This is a genomic window from Chitinophaga sp. (assembly GCF_019236475.1).
In the GTDB taxonomy this organism is placed as follows: Bacteria; Bacteroidota; Bacteroidia; order Chitinophagales; family Chitinophagaceae; genus Chitinophaga.
This window is the reverse complement of the sequence record NZ_JAFAIX010000003.1, coordinates 382,452-398,738: the sequence shown is the minus strand read 5'-3', so window position 1 is coordinate 398,738 and position 16,287 is coordinate 382,452. Positions and strand designations below refer to the sequence as shown.

At 45.5% G+C, this 16,287-nt stretch carries 14 protein-coding genes; 5 read left to right on the top strand and 9 right to left on the bottom strand.

Annotated features, from left to right (window positions below; genetic code table 11):
• Nucleotides 1-15 precede the first annotated feature (15 nt).
• Complete coding sequence (locus tag JO154_RS03835; RefSeq protein ID WP_291941959.1) at nt 16-858, top strand: glycine betaine ABC transporter substrate-binding protein; 843 nt, start codon at nt 16-18, stop codon at nt 856-858.
• A 66-nt stretch (nt 859-924) separates the two neighbouring features.
• Here the strand turns inward: JO154_RS03835 and JO154_RS03830 are convergent, their stop codons facing one another.
• On the bottom strand, nt 925-3,204 hold the full coding sequence (locus JO154_RS03830) for a right-handed parallel beta-helix repeat-containing protein (protein WP_291941957.1): 2,280 nt from the start codon (nt 3,202-3,204) through the stop codon (nt 925-927).
• A 200-nt stretch (nt 3,205-3,404) separates the two neighbouring features.
• On the opposite strand from JO154_RS03830, the gene clpB reads away from it, so the two are divergent.
• Both clpB and JO154_RS03820 read left to right on the top strand, forming a co-directional pair.
• Entirely contained in the window at nt 3,405-6,005 is a 2,601-nt protein-coding gene (gene clpB / locus JO154_RS03825; protein WP_291941955.1) for an ATP-dependent chaperone ClpB, read from the top strand.
• Between the two features lie 112 nt (nt 6,006-6,117).
• A complete protein-coding gene (locus tag JO154_RS03820) occupies nt 6,118-6,597 on the top strand; it encodes a nucleoside deaminase (protein WP_291941953.1) in 480 nt (159 codons plus the stop codon).
• Between the two features lie 19 nt (nt 6,598-6,616).
• On the opposite strand, the gene JO154_RS03815 is transcribed toward JO154_RS03820, so the two are convergent.
• From JO154_RS03815 to JO154_RS03800, 4 genes are all read right to left on the bottom strand, one after another.
• Nucleotides 6,617-6,976: an anti-sigma factor gene (locus JO154_RS03815; RefSeq protein ID WP_291941951.1), complete on the bottom strand. Its 360-nt coding sequence runs from the start codon at nt 6,974-6,976 to the stop codon at nt 6,617-6,619.
• 15 nt (nt 6,977-6,991) lie between these two features.
• Nucleotides 6,992-7,573 carry a sigma-70 family RNA polymerase sigma factor gene (locus JO154_RS03810; RefSeq protein WP_291941948.1) on the bottom strand — a complete coding sequence of 194 codons (582 nt, stop codon included), beginning with the start codon at nt 7,571-7,573 and terminating at the stop codon, nt 6,992-6,994.
• Between the two features lie 220 nt (nt 7,574-7,793).
• A complete protein-coding gene (locus tag JO154_RS03805) occupies nt 7,794-8,936 on the bottom strand; it encodes a zf-HC2 domain-containing protein (protein ID WP_291941946.1) in 1,143 nt (380 codons plus the stop codon).
• Nucleotides 8,926-9,501, bottom strand: coding sequence for a sigma factor-like helix-turn-helix DNA-binding protein (locus JO154_RS03800; protein ID WP_291941944.1), 576 nt, complete (start codon nt 9,499-9,501; stop codon nt 8,926-8,928). Before JO154_RS03800 ends, JO154_RS03805 begins: the two co-directional genes overlap by 11 nt.
• A gap of 95 nt (nt 9,502-9,596) precedes the next feature.
• Here JO154_RS03800 and JO154_RS03795 point away from each other — a divergent pair, with 95 nt between their 5' ends.
• A complete protein-coding gene (locus JO154_RS03795; RefSeq protein WP_291941942.1) occupies nt 9,597-10,367 on the top strand; it encodes a C40 family peptidase in 771 nt (256 codons plus the stop codon).
• Nucleotides 10,368-10,522: 155 nt separating this feature from the next.
• On the opposite strand, the gene JO154_RS03790 is transcribed toward JO154_RS03795, so the two are convergent.
• The 4 genes from JO154_RS03790 to purE form a co-directional block, all read right to left on the bottom strand.
• Nucleotides 10,523-11,062 (bottom strand): inorganic diphosphatase, encoded by a 540-nt coding sequence (locus JO154_RS03790; RefSeq protein WP_291941941.1) that lies wholly within the window; start codon nt 11,060-11,062, stop codon nt 10,523-10,525.
• A 162-nt stretch (nt 11,063-11,224) separates the two neighbouring features.
• Nucleotides 11,225-11,719 carry a DUF4878 domain-containing protein gene (locus JO154_RS03785; RefSeq protein ID WP_291941939.1) on the bottom strand — a complete coding sequence of 165 codons (495 nt, stop codon included), beginning with the start codon at nt 11,717-11,719 and terminating at the stop codon, nt 11,225-11,227.
• Nucleotides 11,720-11,860: 141 nt separating this feature from the next.
• Nucleotides 11,861-12,814: a PhoH family protein gene (locus JO154_RS03780; RefSeq protein ID WP_291941937.1), complete on the bottom strand. Its 954-nt coding sequence runs from the start codon at nt 12,812-12,814 to the stop codon at nt 11,861-11,863.
• A 97-nt stretch (nt 12,815-12,911) separates the two neighbouring features.
• Complete coding sequence (purE, locus tag JO154_RS03775) at nt 12,912-13,367, bottom strand: 5-(carboxyamino)imidazole ribonucleotide mutase (RefSeq protein WP_291941935.1); 456 nt, start codon at nt 13,365-13,367, stop codon at nt 12,912-12,914.
• 262 nt (nt 13,368-13,629) lie between these two features.
• Here purE and JO154_RS03770 point away from each other — a divergent pair, with 262 nt between their 5' ends.
• Nucleotides 13,630-16,281 carry a PAS domain S-box protein gene (locus tag JO154_RS03770; RefSeq protein WP_291941933.1) on the top strand — a complete coding sequence of 884 codons (2,652 nt, stop codon included), beginning with the start codon at nt 13,630-13,632 and terminating at the stop codon, nt 16,279-16,281.
• The last annotated feature ends 6 nt before the right edge of the window (nt 16,282-16,287 follow it).

Genomic DNA, 16,287 nt, shown 5'->3' with positions numbered 1-16,287 from the left:
GGAAAACACATGATGATGAGAAAAACAATGCTGGCAATACTGGCGGTGTTACTGATAACGGTATCCGCTTGTCAGAACAATAATCCCGGTGAAAAGAAAATAACCATCGCATATGTCAACTGGGCAGAGGGTATCGCCATGACGCATCTAGCAAAAAGTATCCTGGAGCATAAAGGATATACCGTCACCCTAAAAAATGCGGATGTGGCGCCCGTTTTCGCGGCAGTAGCCGGCGGTGATGCAGATGTATTCCTGGATACCTGGATGCCGGTAACCCATAAAACCTATATGGAGAATTTCGGTGAAAAGATAACCGTCCTCAATACCAACTTCGAAGCGGCTAAAATCGGCCTCGTAGTTCCAGATTATGTAGATGTAAATAGCATTGCGGATCTGGAGAAATATAAATCAACATTCGATGGCAAGGTGGTAGGCATTGATGCAGGTGCAGGTATCATGACGAAGGCGGAAGAGGCCATTCATGACTACAGTCTGGATTATCAACTGCAATCGTCTAGCGAAGCAGCCATGCTAGCTACTTTGAAGAAAAGTATCACAGAGAAACAACCCATCATAATTACAGGCTGGCAGCCTCATTTTATGTTCACGGAATATAAACTGCGTTTCCTGGAAGATCCTAAGAAAGTATTCGGAGATACAGAAAAAATCCTGACCATCGCCAACAATGAATTTACCACGCGCGATACAACTGCCGTGAGTTTCTTCCGCAAATTCAAAATGACGGATTCACAACTGAACTCCCTCCTCGGCGATATTGCAAAAGCGGATGGCAACGAGGAAAAAGGTGTCCGTAACTGGATGGCAGAGAACCCGGAATTAATTCAATCTTGGGAATAACCGTTCATCGTTGTTAATTCCAAACATCTGAAAATGCGCCACTAGCGCATTTTCAGATAATCCCTCTTATAGTGTAACTGCACGTTGTCCTCTGAACACGGTTATTTTAGTATGGCCACCTATCTGTTCTGCAATGGCTTTAAACCCTTGCAATTGGCTGATTTTCTTAGTGCCAACTTGTAAAATAACATCGCCATCTATCAACCCGTAAGCAGGTTGTGGCGCCTTAACCACCAATACGCCTTCACTATCCGGCATACCCGTCGCGGAACGTTCTCCTAAAGTTTCTATATTCTTGAATATGCCACCTTTCCAGGTCCAAGTTGCGGCCTTTTCTGTAGTAGCAGTGACAAGTGCAGGAAACACTGGTTGTTGCGCTATTTTTTTCAGCCTGGCGGATGTAACGCCAAAGTGCTGATCGAAATTGCGAAAACCTGTTTGTAATGCAGCAGGGGCATTGACATGATAATCCCCGTTTTTCGGGTTGCTGAACTGCGGATCGCCGTAACTGCTATGGGCATCTGTAAATACCTGCGCTGCATGCAGACTCTCTTCATCCGGGAAGAAGTTATGATCGATCTCTTGGCCCCAATATTTAATACCAATGGGCCTATAGGCGGTCATCACGATATTATGTACAAATACATCCCCGCTGTATTTAAACCATACGTGTGGATGAAAGGAGTTATTGATGATGATATTGTTATACACTTTGCGGTTAAACCCTTCTCTTAATTTCAAACCGCCATGCAAACAAACATTGCTGTAAATTTCATAATTGGAGGAACCATCGTCCAGGTCGATATCCCAACCATGATCACAACGAAAACGATTGTAACGAAGAATATTTAGGGAGACGGCATCCTGTCGGACCAACCATGGATACAAGGCGGCTAGGCTGTCCATTTCCTGGCGGTCAGGATACCACCAGCGATCCCTGCCCCAGGAGTTGAAAGAGCCGTGATCTCCTGTTTCCAGGACGGTATTGAACACATCGTTGTATTCAATGATATGGCCACCCCAGGTGCCCTCATTGATGTTGATCCCAGCCCTAGGTAGGTTATAAATACTATTATGACGTACCAGGATATTGGCTGCCATGGATATTTGCACACCGGCTACTTGCTTTTCAATGGTGCCAATATCATGAATCAGGTTGTCGATCGCTGCACAGGAATCCGGATAATGATTGTTTTTAGGCCCTTTGGCGGTGTCTATCCTATTGAAATCCTGTCGTTGGTTGTATTCAAATAACGGCGACCTTACTGCATCTGGGTTCCCCACGAAGCATATGCCGTTGCCGCCGATGTCCTGGATGTGGTTGCCGGATATCGTGTCTCTCCGGTTATAATTACTCAGAAATACTGCATTTCCGCCATTATTGCGGAAGTCACAATTTTTGACAGCGCAATTACGGGTGCCATCCATTAAAATAACCCCTCTCCGGTATATGGCCCAGTCGCTCCGCAGCAGGGGCTCACGGGTATCCATAAACGTAGCTGCACACTGTACAAATCGTATATCCTTCACCGTAAAATTCTTGACAGGCTGATCGGCAGTCCCTTTAAATACGATTAGTTCTTTATGTCGGGAAACCACCGCAGTGGCCCCTTTCAAATTGGTCCCGGGAACTGGCTTATAATACAAATACCTGTTGGCCTTATCATAATACCATTCATGCGCCGTGTCCAGCTCTTCTTTAATATTCTCCACAAACCGGATACTATTATGCATGCCCATCTGACGGTTGTTCTGATAACCGCCTTCCAGTTGCAAAGTGCTGTCTGCATTTACACCGATGATACGGTAATGATAACCGCCCCATTCCGCTCTGTGCAAGGCATGGATATAACCTCCTGCTGGATGCTGCCAACTGGCCACTCGCACTTTGCTGATCGCATCGGCGGCAGTGCCATGATAATGCCTGGCAGAGGCGTCGTAATTGGGATACCTAGCTCTTACCTGCTGTTGCCCGTTGATATATAACTGGTCAAATTCATAAGGAATATCCACTGCTGCCCGGTATATGCCATTTTCCCCCGCTTCCCACTGCGGTTGCAACTGTTGGCCTCCGCTGAAAATCACCTTGTCAGGCGTGCCTTGTAATACCGTGTATCCTTTGCCGTTAGTCAATTCGGCAGTAATCACCATAGTACTGTCTAGGTACCAGGTGCCAGGTTTACACTGCAATACCAGGTTACAATCCGGGTACTTGGCCCGGTATTGCTGGATGACAGGCACTACCTCCCGAGGAGTAACTGTCAGCCTGAAGGTTTGTCCCATCGCCGGACAAAAATGCATTACCAACGCGCACGCACAAACGATAAAGTACAGGTGTCTCTTCATAATCATACTTATGAGGCGAATATAATATAGGTGAAGGAAGAGATATGATGCAAAATTAGCAGGTACTATTATTATTTTCTGCTAAAACTGCAGTTGATGTAGCAAAAAGCTGTCAAAATTACCGGTTGGAAAACATTGGTTTACGCTTTGTTGTTAGAAAGAAACGTTTGATGACGCAAAAAAGGAGAAAACATTAACTTATGAATCTTAATAATTTCACTATTAAATCGCAGGAAATACTGCAACAGGCGCAACAATTGGCGTTCAACCATCAGAACCAGGCCATAGAAACGGGGCATATCCTAAAGGCCCTGCTGGACGACCAAGACAGCCCGATTGAGTATCTGTTGAAGAAGAATGATGTAAATACCACCTTCCTCAATAGTAAGCTCAACGAAGCGTTGCAAAAATATCCCCGCATGGCAGGTGGGGAAGGCGGGCAAATGCTCGGCCGTGATGCTAATAACGCCATGCTCCGCGCTGGCGCCGCTATAAAAGAATTTAAAGATGAATTTGTGAGCGTAGAACACCTGTTACTAGGTGTACTCGGTGGCAACGACGATTCCGCTAAACTGCTGAAAGATGCCGGCCTAACTGAGAAAGGGCTGAAAGCAGCTATTAAAGAATTACGTAAAGGGGAAACGGTGAACTCCCAATCCGGCGGTTCACAATACAATACCCTCCAGAAATACGCTAAAAACCTGAACGAACTGGCCCGCGAAGGAAAGCTCGATCCGGTAATCGGTCGTGATGAGGAAATCCGCAGAACACTGCATATCCTCTCTCGCCGATCTAAAAACAACCCTATTCTCGTAGGTGAACCTGGTGTGGGTAAAACCGCTATCGTGGAAGGCCTGGCCCACCGTATTCTCAATGGCGATGTGCCTGAAAACCTGAAATCAAAAATCATCTATGCACTGGATATGGGTGCACTGATGGCAGGCGCTAAATACCGCGGTGAATTTGAAGAACGTTTGAAAGGGGTGGTAAAAGAAGTGGCAGAAAGCGATGGGGAAATTATTCTCTTCATTGATGAAATTCATACCCTTATTGGCGCAGGTGCTATGGAAGGCGCAATGGATGCGGCCAATATCCTGAAACCTGCCCTGGCCCGCGGTGAACTCCGTGCAATAGGCGCTACCACACTGAACGAATACCAGAAATATTTCGAAAAAGATAAAGCGCTGGAACGTCGATTCCAGAAAGTAATGGTGGATGAACCTAGCGTGGAAGATGCGATTTCCATCCTCCGTGGTTTGAAAGAAAAATATGAAAACCACCACCATGTTTTAATCAAAGATGAGGCGATCATCGCAGCAGTAGAGTTGTCTCACCGCTATATCACTGATCGCTTCCTCCCAGATAAGGCGATTGACCTCATCGATGAAAGCGCTGCTAAACTGCGCTTAGAGATGAACTCTATGCCAGAAGAACTGGACGAACTGGAACGCAGAATACGCCAACTGGAAATCGAAAGAGAAGCGATCAAAAGAGAAAATGATGAAGAAAAACTGAGCGAACTGGCTGCTGAAATTTCTCGCCTGAGCGATGAACGCAATACGTTCAAAGCTAAATGGCAAGCGGAAAAAGAAGTAGTGGATAAAATCCAGAACGCGAAGTCTGCTATAGAAAACCTGAAACTGGAAGCGGAACAAGCGGAACGTAACGGCGACTTCGGACGCGTTGCGGAAATACGCTATGGTAAAGTGAAAGAACAGGAAAAATTGGTAGCGGATCTGACCAAAGAATTGGAAGATCTTTCCGCTAACCATAAACGTATGCTCAAAGAAGAAGTGGATGCGGAAGATATCGCTGAAAACGTAGCAAAAGCTACTGGTATCCCCGTTGCGAAAATGATGCAGAGCGAAAAAGATAAACTCCTCCACCTGGAAGATGAACTCCATCAAAGAGTAGTAGGCCAGGAAGAAGCTATCATCGCTGTATCTGATGCTATCCGCCGCAGTCGCGCCGGACTCCAAGATCCACGCCGTCCTATCGGTTCCTTTATCTTCCTCGGTACTACCGGTGTCGGTAAAACGGAGTTGGCAAAAGCATTGGCAGAATATCTCTTCGATGATGAAACCATGATGACCCGTATCGATATGAGTGAATACCAGGAGAAACACAGTGTGAGCCGACTGGTAGGAGCGCCTCCGGGATACGTTGGATATGATGAAGGTGGTCAGTTGACAGAAGCAGTAAGACGTAAACCTTACTCTGTTGTACTGCTCGATGAAATCGAAAAAGCGCATCCAGATACCTTCAACATCCTGCTGCAAGTCCTCGATGATGGCCGTCTGACAGACAACAAAGGCCGCGTGGTGAATTTTAAAAACACCATCATCATCATGACCAGCAACATGGGTAGTCAGGTGATACAAGAAAACTTCGAGAACATTGACGACAGCAACCGGGAACAAATCGTGGATAAAACCAAGGATGAAGTAATGGCACTGCTGAAAGTAACGATTCGTCCGGAGTTCCTGAACCGTGTGGATGAAGTGATTATGTTCCAACCACTGATGCGGGAAGAGATCAAAGGAATTATTAACATACAATTACAGCAACTGAAAGAGATGGTAGCAAAAAGTGGCATGATATTGGAATTTTCAGATTATGCGCTTGAGTTCCTCGCTGTACAGGGTTACGATCCGCAGTTTGGAGCCCGTCCGCTGAAACGTCTCATCCAGAAAGAAATTATCAACCTGCTCAGTAAGAAAATTTTGGCAGGAGATATAGATAAAACGAAACCAGTTTTAATCGATGTGTTTGATGGCGTTGTTGTAATCAGAAATAACTAAGGATAATAAGCAATTCTAAATACGACGATACATAGTTTACGATAAGCCCCGCGATTCCTCGCGGGGTTTTCTTTTTTATTGAGTAAATTAGTAGGAATCAAATAACCAGAATATGATAGGAGAAAGAGAAAGAAGATTTATGCAATATGCAGTAGCCCTTTCGGCGAAGGGAATGAACGCCGGCGATGGTGGCCCTTTCGGTTCAATTGTAGTAAAAGGAGAGGAGATAGTGGGAGAGGGTTGGAACCAAGTGCTTTGTCACAATGACCCTACCGCGCATGCGGAGGTAATGGCTATACGCGATGCTTGTAGCAAACTACAGACTTTCCAGTTGACCGACTGTGAGATTTATACTTCCTGCGAACCTTGCCCTATGTGCTTGGGGGCCATCTATTGGGCAAGGCCTGCCCGTGTGTATTTCGCCAATACCCGCGAGAATGCGGCAGCGATCGATTTCGATGATTCTTTTATCTACGATGAAATTAATCGGCCCATGGACGCCCGCAAAATACCGATGATACATATGCCGGATGCCGCAGCCCTGAATGTTTTCGAGGAATGGAAACATAAAGATAACCGAACCCTGTACTAAAATAGTTACTGTCCGCCTGTTACCGGGGATGCGTGTAAAAATGATATCCCCAGAACAGCGCCAGTACGATGAACAATATTATCAGCACAATAACGGTGAGGTATATATTATAATTCTCCGGCCTTCTGCTCTTCCTGTATTTCTTATGCAGCTTTTTCAGTAGATCCCATTTCATTTCGCGTACCATCGCAGGAATCTTTTCCTTGTCATGGAAAGCGGAAAGCCCTTCCAGCGCTTCACTGCACATCTCACAGTCGGCCAGATGCATCTCCACGTCATGTTGTTCCTCTGGCGTCAGTTTCCCTTGGACATAATCCAGTAACTGTTGCTGTGAAGGACAACCTGTTGTGACAAATATATCTTTGAAATGCTCGTTCATATCACTTGATGCAAATTAACTCTTGTTTGCGCGTTGTTGTTTTTCCAGTATAATTTTCAGATTTCGCTTACCGTTCTGTATGTGACTTTTCACCTGCATCAGGTTATATCCTGTCTGTTCAGCAATCTGCTGGTAAGACATTTTCTGCAAGTAGAAAAGTTCCACACAGATGCGCTGTTCTTGGTTCAGCATACCCATGGCCTGTTGCATGTGTTCCAGCATCAGGTCTTTCTCCTGGTGCTTTCGTTTATCTTCTTCCTCTACGGTAATACTGCCCATCGTTTGGTCAGAAATCTCTTCCTTATACTTCATATGGTTCTGCCGGATTTGCATCAGGCAGTAATTCTTGGCCACCTGGTATATCCAGGCCCTGAAGTACTGAACTTCGTGCTTGTTGACTTCGGATAATACTTTCAGAAATATCTGTTGCACAGCATCTTTCGCGTCTTCCTCGTTCTTCAGGTATTTCATACACATACCCAGTAACAATAGAGCATAGCGATCAAATAGCACACCTATCCAATCGCTGTGGGTGTCAGCTTTATACCGTTGAAGTAATTCCTGGTCTGTTAAGTTATTTATTTCTGGATTGTTCACAGGCTTTAAAATGGAATGCTACAATGATGATGCAGCATATGGCAAAATTCCATAAAGTCCATCTAAAATAAAAATAATACGATAGGATAAATTGTAATTTTTTTCGCCCGCCAGGGTGGAATCTCCGCGGAAACAAAAGGCTGACATCGCAGATGTCAGCCTTTTGTTTTCAAAACATTCTCGGCAGATAAATAATATTTTTGGCAGACAGCCAGTACGCTTACATCGTATCCAACGCTTGCTGCGCCGCAGTCTTCAAACTGCCGTCCATCTTGATGACTTCCTTAAACATCCTCCTGGCTTTCCCCATCTGCCCTTTCATGCGATAGCAGATAGCCAACTGATAACGCGCCATCTCTACATATCTGCCATTACCATTCGCTTCAATACGCCGGTATCGATCCATGGCCTCGTTGATACTTCCTTGTTGTTGTAACTGCATGGCCGTTCGATAGAGATTTTCATCGCTATTGGTTATAGCGGGCACCTCTTTTTTAGGTTCTTCTTTTTTTAAGGCTTCAGGAGGAGGTGGCGGTACTGGCTTTTCCTTGGCAGCATTGGCCTGTTTTTCGGCATCCGTGCGATCCTGTTGCTCTTTCTCTGCCGCCGCTGCTGCTGCCGCTTTCTTCAGACTGTCCTGTTTTTTGGCTTCTAGATCCGCTGCGCGCACTTTGGCAATACTATCGAGCTTTGCTTTCTTTTTGGCGGCGCGTTCGGCTGCTAATTGCTTTAGTTTAACCGAATCCACGGCAACGGGCGCCGTAGCAGGTTTGACAGGCGTAGCTGTTGTATTGGGAGTAGGAGAGGTAGTTGCGGGAGATGCGTGACCCGTCGGGGTGGCATGGTTGGTCGTTATAATCGGTTGAGGAGTCACGGTCTTTTCTGTATGCGCTGCTTCTTCCGTGCTCTCTTTTGTGGCAGGAGCCTGCGTTGCAGGGGATACCACGATGCGGGGTGGAGCAGGAGGCGCATTGCGCATATGCCCTCGAAGCACATATACACTACTCACACCTAGTACGGCAAAGGCTATCAGCCAGAAGTATACCAGTAGGTTCTCCTTTGTTCTTTCTTTTTTGGTAAACTGTGCTACCTTTTGTACATGGGATATAGGTAATATACTCTGATGAATATATCGTTGCAGCTTATTGGTCAGATCATTGTATTGATCGGTATTGGCTTCTTTCTCCAGCGCCTGTATCGCTTCAAAACACAGGTCGCAGTCAGCCAGGTGCTGCTCTACGAGATGTTTCTCTACATCCGTTAGTCTGCCTTCCAGATAGCGTGGGAGCTGATCTTTGCTAAGGCAGCGGATTCCAGAGAAAATCTTGATGACCTTGTCGTTATTGGACGAATTATTTAACATGGGACTGATTAATGTAAAGCTTTGCCAGTTTGTTTTTTGCCGCTTTCAACTGTTGACGCACTTTATCGCGGTTCCAGCCTTTGGAGGCTGTTAGATCAGCAAATGTTTTCTGTTCTATATAAAACTCCAGCAGGATTTCCCTGTCTTCTTCCGGAAGTCGCTGTAGTGCCTGTTCCAGCCGTACTATCAAATCCTGACGGTCTATGGTGTTGGTGCTGGCTTTCTCCACTACATTTTCTATGTGAAGAAAATCCCGTACTTCCCGCGATGGGTAGAAAGGGACGATTTTTTCCTGCTTGGCCATGAATCCGCGCTGAATATGAAGCATCCATTCGTTGGCTTTGTAAATGGATTGGGTTCTCAAACTGGCGCTCAGTCGCTGTAATAAGCCCGGAAAAATTACATTGGGGTCGAGGCTGGGATTCTTATGTAGCTGTGGTAAAGTGATGGCCACCAGCAGGTGACTATACCTATCCATCAATACGCCTTCTGCCTCCCGGTCTTTAAGCTTTCTGGTCCGGGATATTAGTTCCTTATCCGATAAACTGGTTAACTGCTGGTGCATAAACTATATATTTTATATTTACGTATTAAATCGGAAAAAGTTCACTCAGCGAAACATTATTAACAAGGATTATAAAACGGACTTATACAATTCATATGCCATATGCAGTAGTTACTGTGCCAGTTGCGCCCATGCGCATGGATTCGGCACACAGAAGCGAAATGATCTCCCAGTTGCTCTGGGGCGAATGCGTGGAAATCCTGCAATCGGCCCCTGGTGGATGGGTAAAGGTGAAAAACCAATATGACGATTATATTGGTTGGGCTACGGAGAATCACCTCCAATTGGTGGATGAGGCATTTTATCAGCAACCCGCCACTGCTTACTTGCCGGAATGGGTGAATACCGTCACCTTGAATGGAGCGCCTATGCAGGTGCCCTTTGGCTGCCTGGTAAAGGGGAATAAGTCTTCCGACCAATGGGGGGCCTTTTCCGTGGCTATTCCTGGTAATTTCCGGGAGATAACCGTTCCCGCGGCCAATATGGCCTCTCTCATCTTGGAAGCGGGCATGAAATTCTTGAATACGGCCTATTTATGGGGTGGCCGCTCTGTGTTTGGAGTAGATTGTTCCGGATTAACGCAGAATGTCTACAAACTAGTGGGAATCCCGCTGTGGAGGGATGCATATCAGCAAGCCACACAGGGGGAAACAGTGGATTTCCTTCAAGAAGCCCAATTGGGCGATTTGGCTTTCTTTGATAACGACGAAGGTCGGATCACGCATGTGGGAATACTCTTAAACGATCATGAGATCCTCCATGCTTCAGGGAAGGTACGTATCGACCCTATCGATAACCAGGGGATTATTAATAGTGACACGGGCCTGCGTACCCACAAACTGCGCATCATTAAACGACTGATATAGGAGAGATACGTGTCTCCCTAAGAAACGCGAAGCGAAAAAAGCGCTAGTCTATTGTTTCTGCCCGCAGGGCAGGAACAAGGAAATGTATAACAAAAGGGAGTGACGTCGCAGACGTCACTCCCTTTTGTTATGATGCGTTCAAAACAGCCGCTATATTAGCTCTGTTTGAAGATTTTGCGGTAATCTTCAAAGCTTTTTTTGATGATTTCTTCCGCTTTTTCTTTATTCTGGAATTCTTCCACTTTCACTGTTTTTCTTTCCAGTGTTTTGTATTCTTCAAAGAAATGACGCATTTCTTCGATGAAGTGAGGAGGCAATTCGGAAATATCATTGATGTGGTTAACGCTCATATCGTTAGCAGCTACCGCGATGATTTTATCATCTGCTTCGCCACCGTCGATCATTTGCATAACACCGATCACTTTCGCTTCGATGATACACATAGGCACACAGTCTACCTGGGATAATACCAAGATATCCAGTGGATCATGGTCGTCGCAATATGATTGAGGAATAAAACCATAGTTTGCTGGATAATAAACAGAAGAGTACAGTACTCTGTCCAGTTTCAGTAATCCGCTCTCTTTATCCAGTTCGTATTTGGCACGGCATCCCTTTGGAATCTCAATAATGGCATTCACGATGTGTGGGACTTCATTTCCGGGACTCACACTATGCCAGGGATTTGTCATCATAGTCGATCTTTCTTTACTTTTTAGTTTATAGTTCAATGCAAGCTTAAGACAGTCAAAAAGGGGATCTGCCCGCAGTTGCTAATTGCGTGGCAAAATTACGTAACTCAACGTTAATAGCTAAATTATTATTATTCCGGCAGTTACGAAGAGCCGGAATGCAGGCTATTGCTGGAGCTGAGGTGCAGCAGCACCGGGAGCTTCAGCGGTATCAGCAGGCATCATGCCGGTAGAATCCATGGCATTTCCTCCCTGTGGTGAGGAATAATTCGGAATAATGCTTTCGAATGTCAGCGATATTTTCCATTGGCCGCTTTCCTTTACCAACTGTAAAACCTCTTCCTGATGAGCAGATGAGTTCAGTATGGTAACGGATGCATGGTCTCCGGCATCGTTTTCTTCCGTTTTTACTACCGTGATCTGGGCTTTTTTAATCTTTTCTCTTTCTGCTTCGCTACGACGCGCGTCGAAGAAAGAATAAAGCTGTATTACCTGTTGGGATTCTTTTGTGGCATAATCCCTGGCCTTGTCAAAGTTCGAATCCTGGATGGCGTGCATAAAGGCTAGTGCCACTTCATCAGGGGTAGCCTTTTTCTTACAGCTGCTGAACAGCAAGGTTGGTATCACTGCCAGTAACAGGATTCGACGAATATTGGTCATGCGGTGGATAAATTATTAATATATCACTAACAAAAATAGGGTTAAACAATCAAATCTGCAAAGTTCCGTCATTATTCCGTCAGCGAACAACTATAAAGGGCTGACCCAAAGTCCCTGACTTTTAGCCAGCCCTAAAGTGAATTAGTCTTTATTGGCATCGTAAGCCCTGATGATGGCTTTTACGAGCCTATGCCTTACCACGTCTTCTTCATCTAGCTCCAGGTATCCGATTCCTTCGATATTGCGAAGGATACGGGTAGCTTTTTCCAGGCCCGACTTCTGATTCTTAGGCAGGTCGATCTGGGTGAGGTCGCCGGTGATGATAGCTTTGGCGGAAGCGCCGATACGTGTCAGGAACATTTTAATTTGCAGATCTGTCGCATTTTGAGCCTCATCTAAGATAATAAAGGAATTATCCAGGGTACGGCCACGCATATACGCCAGGGGTGCAATCTCGATAATACGGTTGGCCATATAATAGCTCAGCTTTTCAGCCGGGATCATATCGTCCAGCGCATCATAGAGGGGGCGCAGATAAGGATCAATCTTTTCTTTCAGATCTCCCGGCAGGAAACCCAGGCTTTCGCCGGCTTCCACTGCAGGACGCGTAAGAATGATCTTTTTGATCGCCTTATTTTTCAGCGCTCGCACTGCTAGCGCCACTGCGGTATAGGTTTTACCGGTACCTGCCGGACCAATAGCGAAAATGATGTCGTTCTTGGCTTCAAGACTTACCATCTTCTTCTGATTGGCCGTACGGGCCCTGACTGTTCTGCCGTTAGGGCCGAATACCAGTACCTCATTGGGGTTACGGTCACTGAAATTATCGATACCTGTACCCTCCTCATCCCCAAGGATTTGTTCGAAATAGTTCTCTGTAAGATTGCCGTTACGCTCCAGATATTTCACGATCTGGCCAATCTTTTCCTCCGCTGTTGCTACCTCTTCCGGCGAGCCGCTCAGCTTTAGCTGGGTTCCTCTGGACAGGATCTTCAACAATGGGAACTTTTTCTTCAGTAAATCCAGTTTTCCGTTGTTAACACCGAAAAACTCAATGGGATTAATACTATCTAAATTGATAATAGATTCAGTCAATGATCTTTAGATTTTAATTGTCCAGGAAATTGTCGGTTTTCAAACCGAATATATTTAATTCTTACGCAACCTGGATAGCAATCTTGTTAAGCTAACACTAAATTCTATAACCGTTCTGCTTAAATGCTTCTACTTTAGCAGCAACAGCCGGAATACTCAGCGCCAGGATACGTGCAGCCAGTACCGCAGCATTACGCGCACCAGCTTTACCTACTGCCAGGGTTCCTACCGGCAAACCTGCAGGCATCTGTACAATAGAATATAAAGCGTCAACACCACCAGGTAAACCACCTTCCAAAGGTACACCCAGTACAGGCAGAGAAGTGTATGCAGATACTACGCCTGGCAAAGCAGCAGCCATACCAGCAGCCGCAATTACTGCACCAAAACCTTTCTCTTGCGCGGTGATACATAATTCTCTAACCTTGTCAGGATTACGGTGGGCTGAAGCAACAACCATATCGCTTTCAATTCCAAAAAACTGCAAATACTTCTGGGATTCTTCCATTACTGGCTTGTCACTCTCAGAACCCATGATAATCAAAACTTTCATATAACTGGTTTTATAGATTTTTTCCTGGGCACGAAGATATAACCCGTTTGACAATTTCTGCAAATTGAAAAATCCACAATCGTGGATAAACATTTAAACACTTTATCAACTTCCCGCCGCTATACTCGATAATATCCCGCCGGAACCAAATTGCCACCAATAAACATTTTCCCTACATTTATGGAATATTAAAATAATTTCTCCCGGATTATAGCTATTTTGGTCCTTTGCAGACCACAACGATATTAAGTTACGCTATCATATGAACATAGCTATGCTGGATGAGCATTACCGGCATCTACAACACCTGGAAGCTGCCATTAATGCGTGCTCGCTGTCGGTTTCAGTGAATGCAGATGGTACAATCGCCACGGTAAACAGCCTGATGTTGCATGCGCTACAGTTGCCCGCATCGGCCATAGAAGGTCAACATTTTGAAACTATCCTGCTACCTGTCAACCGGGAACAGTGGGAAGGTATTTGCCATAAAATCAATGAAGGACAAGCGGTACGCGAACAAATAGGCTTCCTCATCAATGGTACCAGACCCCTCTGGATAGAAGCTGGCTTCAGTCCCATCCTATCAGACGAAGGCGCCATTGAACAATTCCTTATCATCGGCCTGGATATAACGGAACGTAAACGCTCGGAGCTCCGCATCCAGGAAGATGAACAGTACTTCCGCCAAATCCTAGAAAACTTGCCCATCGGCCTCCAGCAATTCTCGCCTGAAGGGATCAGTATGGAAATGAACAGCCGCCAGCGTGAAATCTGGGGCCAAGATCATCCATTCCTACGCAACCCAGAATATAACTGGTTGCAGGACCCACTGTATCGTATCAACGGATTGGCAAGACTCTTCGAAGAGGTGCGCGAAGGAGGGAAAACACTTAAAAAAGAGGTTTTACTCAACTATTCTGAGAAAAATTATGAAGGAATCACCCGGATCTATCCGGTGTACTTCGAGGCGACCATCTTCACTGTGGTGGTAGACAAACTGGCCAATCTGACGAATATTTTCGTCATCCTGGACGATATCACGGAAAAGAAACTCGCAGAAATCAGTCTTCAGAAAAGTGAACGCCTCCTCGATAATATCATCGAAAACTTACCCATCGGTTATATCCAGTTTGATAACTTCGGCTTTATCCGCCGAATTAATCAAACCCAACGTAATTTCTTTAATTCGCCACATCCCGCGGCACGCCGACAGTTCAACGTTATGAACGATGAGTTTGCTACTATGTTTGAACTGGATGACCTCTTCCAGCAAGCATTGCAGGATAACAAAGCCCTGCGCGTGGAGAAAAAAGTGGACTTCTCCAAAGATGAACGTTGGACCTCCATTGGGCGAGAAGTATTCCTCGATCTTACTGTTTTCCCAGTAGTGAACCCAGTGGATAAGGAACGCATCGTAGTGGCCCTGGTGAATGATATCACCGATAAGAAAATGCAGGAACTGGAGAATGTCAAAAACCAGGAATTCCTCTTACAGACAGGACAGATAGGTAAAATCGGTGGTTGGGAGCTGGAAGTAAACAACGGCAACATCCGATGGTCCGAACAAGCCTGCCGTATCCACGAATGTAGCTCCCGTGTAGCGATTTCGTTGGAAGATGTGTTGTCTTTCTATACTACTGAATCAAAACTACTGCTCAGTCATCATATCGATCTCTGTATTCGTACAGGCAAACCTTTTGATGTACAACTGACGATCGCTTTACCGGATAATACCACCAGGCGTATCCGTTATATTGGTCAGTCGGATGCCGTATCCGGACAACCACAACGCCTATACGGGGTGGTGCAGGATATCACAGAACAATCAGCTATCCGCGATGCGCTCAGTCGCAATACGGAACTGATGCGCCTTTTCTTCGATACCATGGATATGGGGTACGTGGCCATGGAGCCAGATGGTCAGTTGAACTTCCTCAATCAAAAGGCGGAAAAAATGATCGGCCGAAAGGCCCTGACAGGCAGTAATATCTTCGAAGTATTCCCGAAACTGAGTGGCACGGTTTTCTATGCACGCCTCCAGGAATGCATCCGACATAATACCTCTCAGTCTTTCGGCATCTACTTCCCGCTGCAAGATAAATGGTATGATTTCCTCCTGACGCCTATGCAAGACGGCGGTATTTCCGTATTCATCCGGGATATTACCGAGAGCCGGAAAATGCAGAAGGAACTGCGCAAAGCCAATGATCAGCTTTCCAATCTGAATAAAAATCTGCTGAATCAGAATAAGCAGTTGGAAGATTTCGCGCATATCACTTCGCATAACCTGCGTGCGCCTATTGCGAACCTGAAAGCGCTCATGCAGATGCATAATGAAGCCTCTTCCTACCAGGAAAGGGAACTTTATTTAGGGATGTTGCATGAGGTCATCAAGAAAATTGATGAAACCCTCAACGACCTGGTAGAAGTAATACAGATCCGCAAGGATGTGAATGTAGAGAAAGAAAAACTTTTCTTCGCAGACCGATTACAGCGGGTAAAAGATATCCTGCTGGTAGATATTGAAACCAGTCATATCCGCATCACAGCTGATTTTGAAAAAGCGCCTGCCCTGGAATATTCAAAAGTATATCTCGATAGTATCATACAGAATTTTATAACCAATGCCATCCGTTATCGATCCCCAGAACGCACTCCAGCGGTGCATTTACAGACCTGGGTGGAAAACGATAATATTATGATGACGGTAGAAGATAATGGCGTGGGAATTGATATGGAGAGATTTGGTAATAAACTTTTTGGCTTCAGGAAGACGTTTCACAAGAACAAAGATGCTAAGGGAATCGGATTGTTTATCACCAAAACACAGGTGGAAGCAATGGGTGGAAGCATCAAGGCGGAAAGTAAGCCAGGTCAGGGAACAAAATTTATTATTACTTTTAGGCCTGAATAATATGCT

What these genes read in the sequence shown, in the direction of transcription:
- JO154_RS03805 (WP_291941946.1), bottom strand. Translation starts at nt 8,936, where the DNA reads ATGTTAAATAATTCGTCCAATAACGACAAGGTCATCAAGATTTTCTCT.
- JO154_RS03785 (WP_291941939.1), bottom strand. Translation starts at nt 11,719, where the DNA reads ATGACCAATATTCGTCGAATCCTGTTACTGGCAGTGATACCAACCTTG.
- clpB (WP_291941955.1), top strand. Translation starts at nt 3,405, where the DNA reads ATGAATCTTAATAATTTCACTATTAAATCGCAGGAAATACTGCAACAG.
- JO154_RS03815 (WP_291941951.1), bottom strand. Translation starts at nt 6,976, where the DNA reads ATGAACGAGCATTTCAAAGATATATTTGTCACAACAGGTTGTCCTTCA.
- JO154_RS03795 (WP_291941942.1), top strand. Translation starts at nt 9,597, where the DNA reads ATGCCATATGCAGTAGTTACTGTGCCAGTTGCGCCCATGCGCATGGAT.
- JO154_RS03835 (WP_291941959.1), top strand. Translation starts at nt 16, where the DNA reads ATGAGAAAAACAATGCTGGCAATACTGGCGGTGTTACTGATAACGGTA.
- JO154_RS03800 (WP_291941944.1), bottom strand. Translation starts at nt 9,501, where the DNA reads ATGCACCAGCAGTTAACCAGTTTATCGGATAAGGAACTAATATCCCGG.
- purE (WP_291941935.1), bottom strand. Translation starts at nt 13,367, where the DNA reads ATGAAAGTTTTGATTATCATGGGTTCTGAGAGTGACAAGCCAGTAATG.
- JO154_RS03790 (WP_291941941.1), bottom strand. Translation starts at nt 11,062, where the DNA reads ATGATGACAAATCCCTGGCATAGTGTGAGTCCCGGAAATGAAGTCCCA.
- JO154_RS03770 (WP_291941933.1), top strand. Translation starts at nt 13,630, where the DNA reads ATGAACATAGCTATGCTGGATGAGCATTACCGGCATCTACAACACCTG.
- JO154_RS03830 (WP_291941957.1), bottom strand. Translation starts at nt 3,204, where the DNA reads ATGAAGAGACACCTGTACTTTATCGTTTGTGCGTGCGCGTTGGTAATG.
- JO154_RS03820 (WP_291941953.1), top strand. Translation starts at nt 6,118, where the DNA reads ATGATAGGAGAAAGAGAAAGAAGATTTATGCAATATGCAGTAGCCCTT.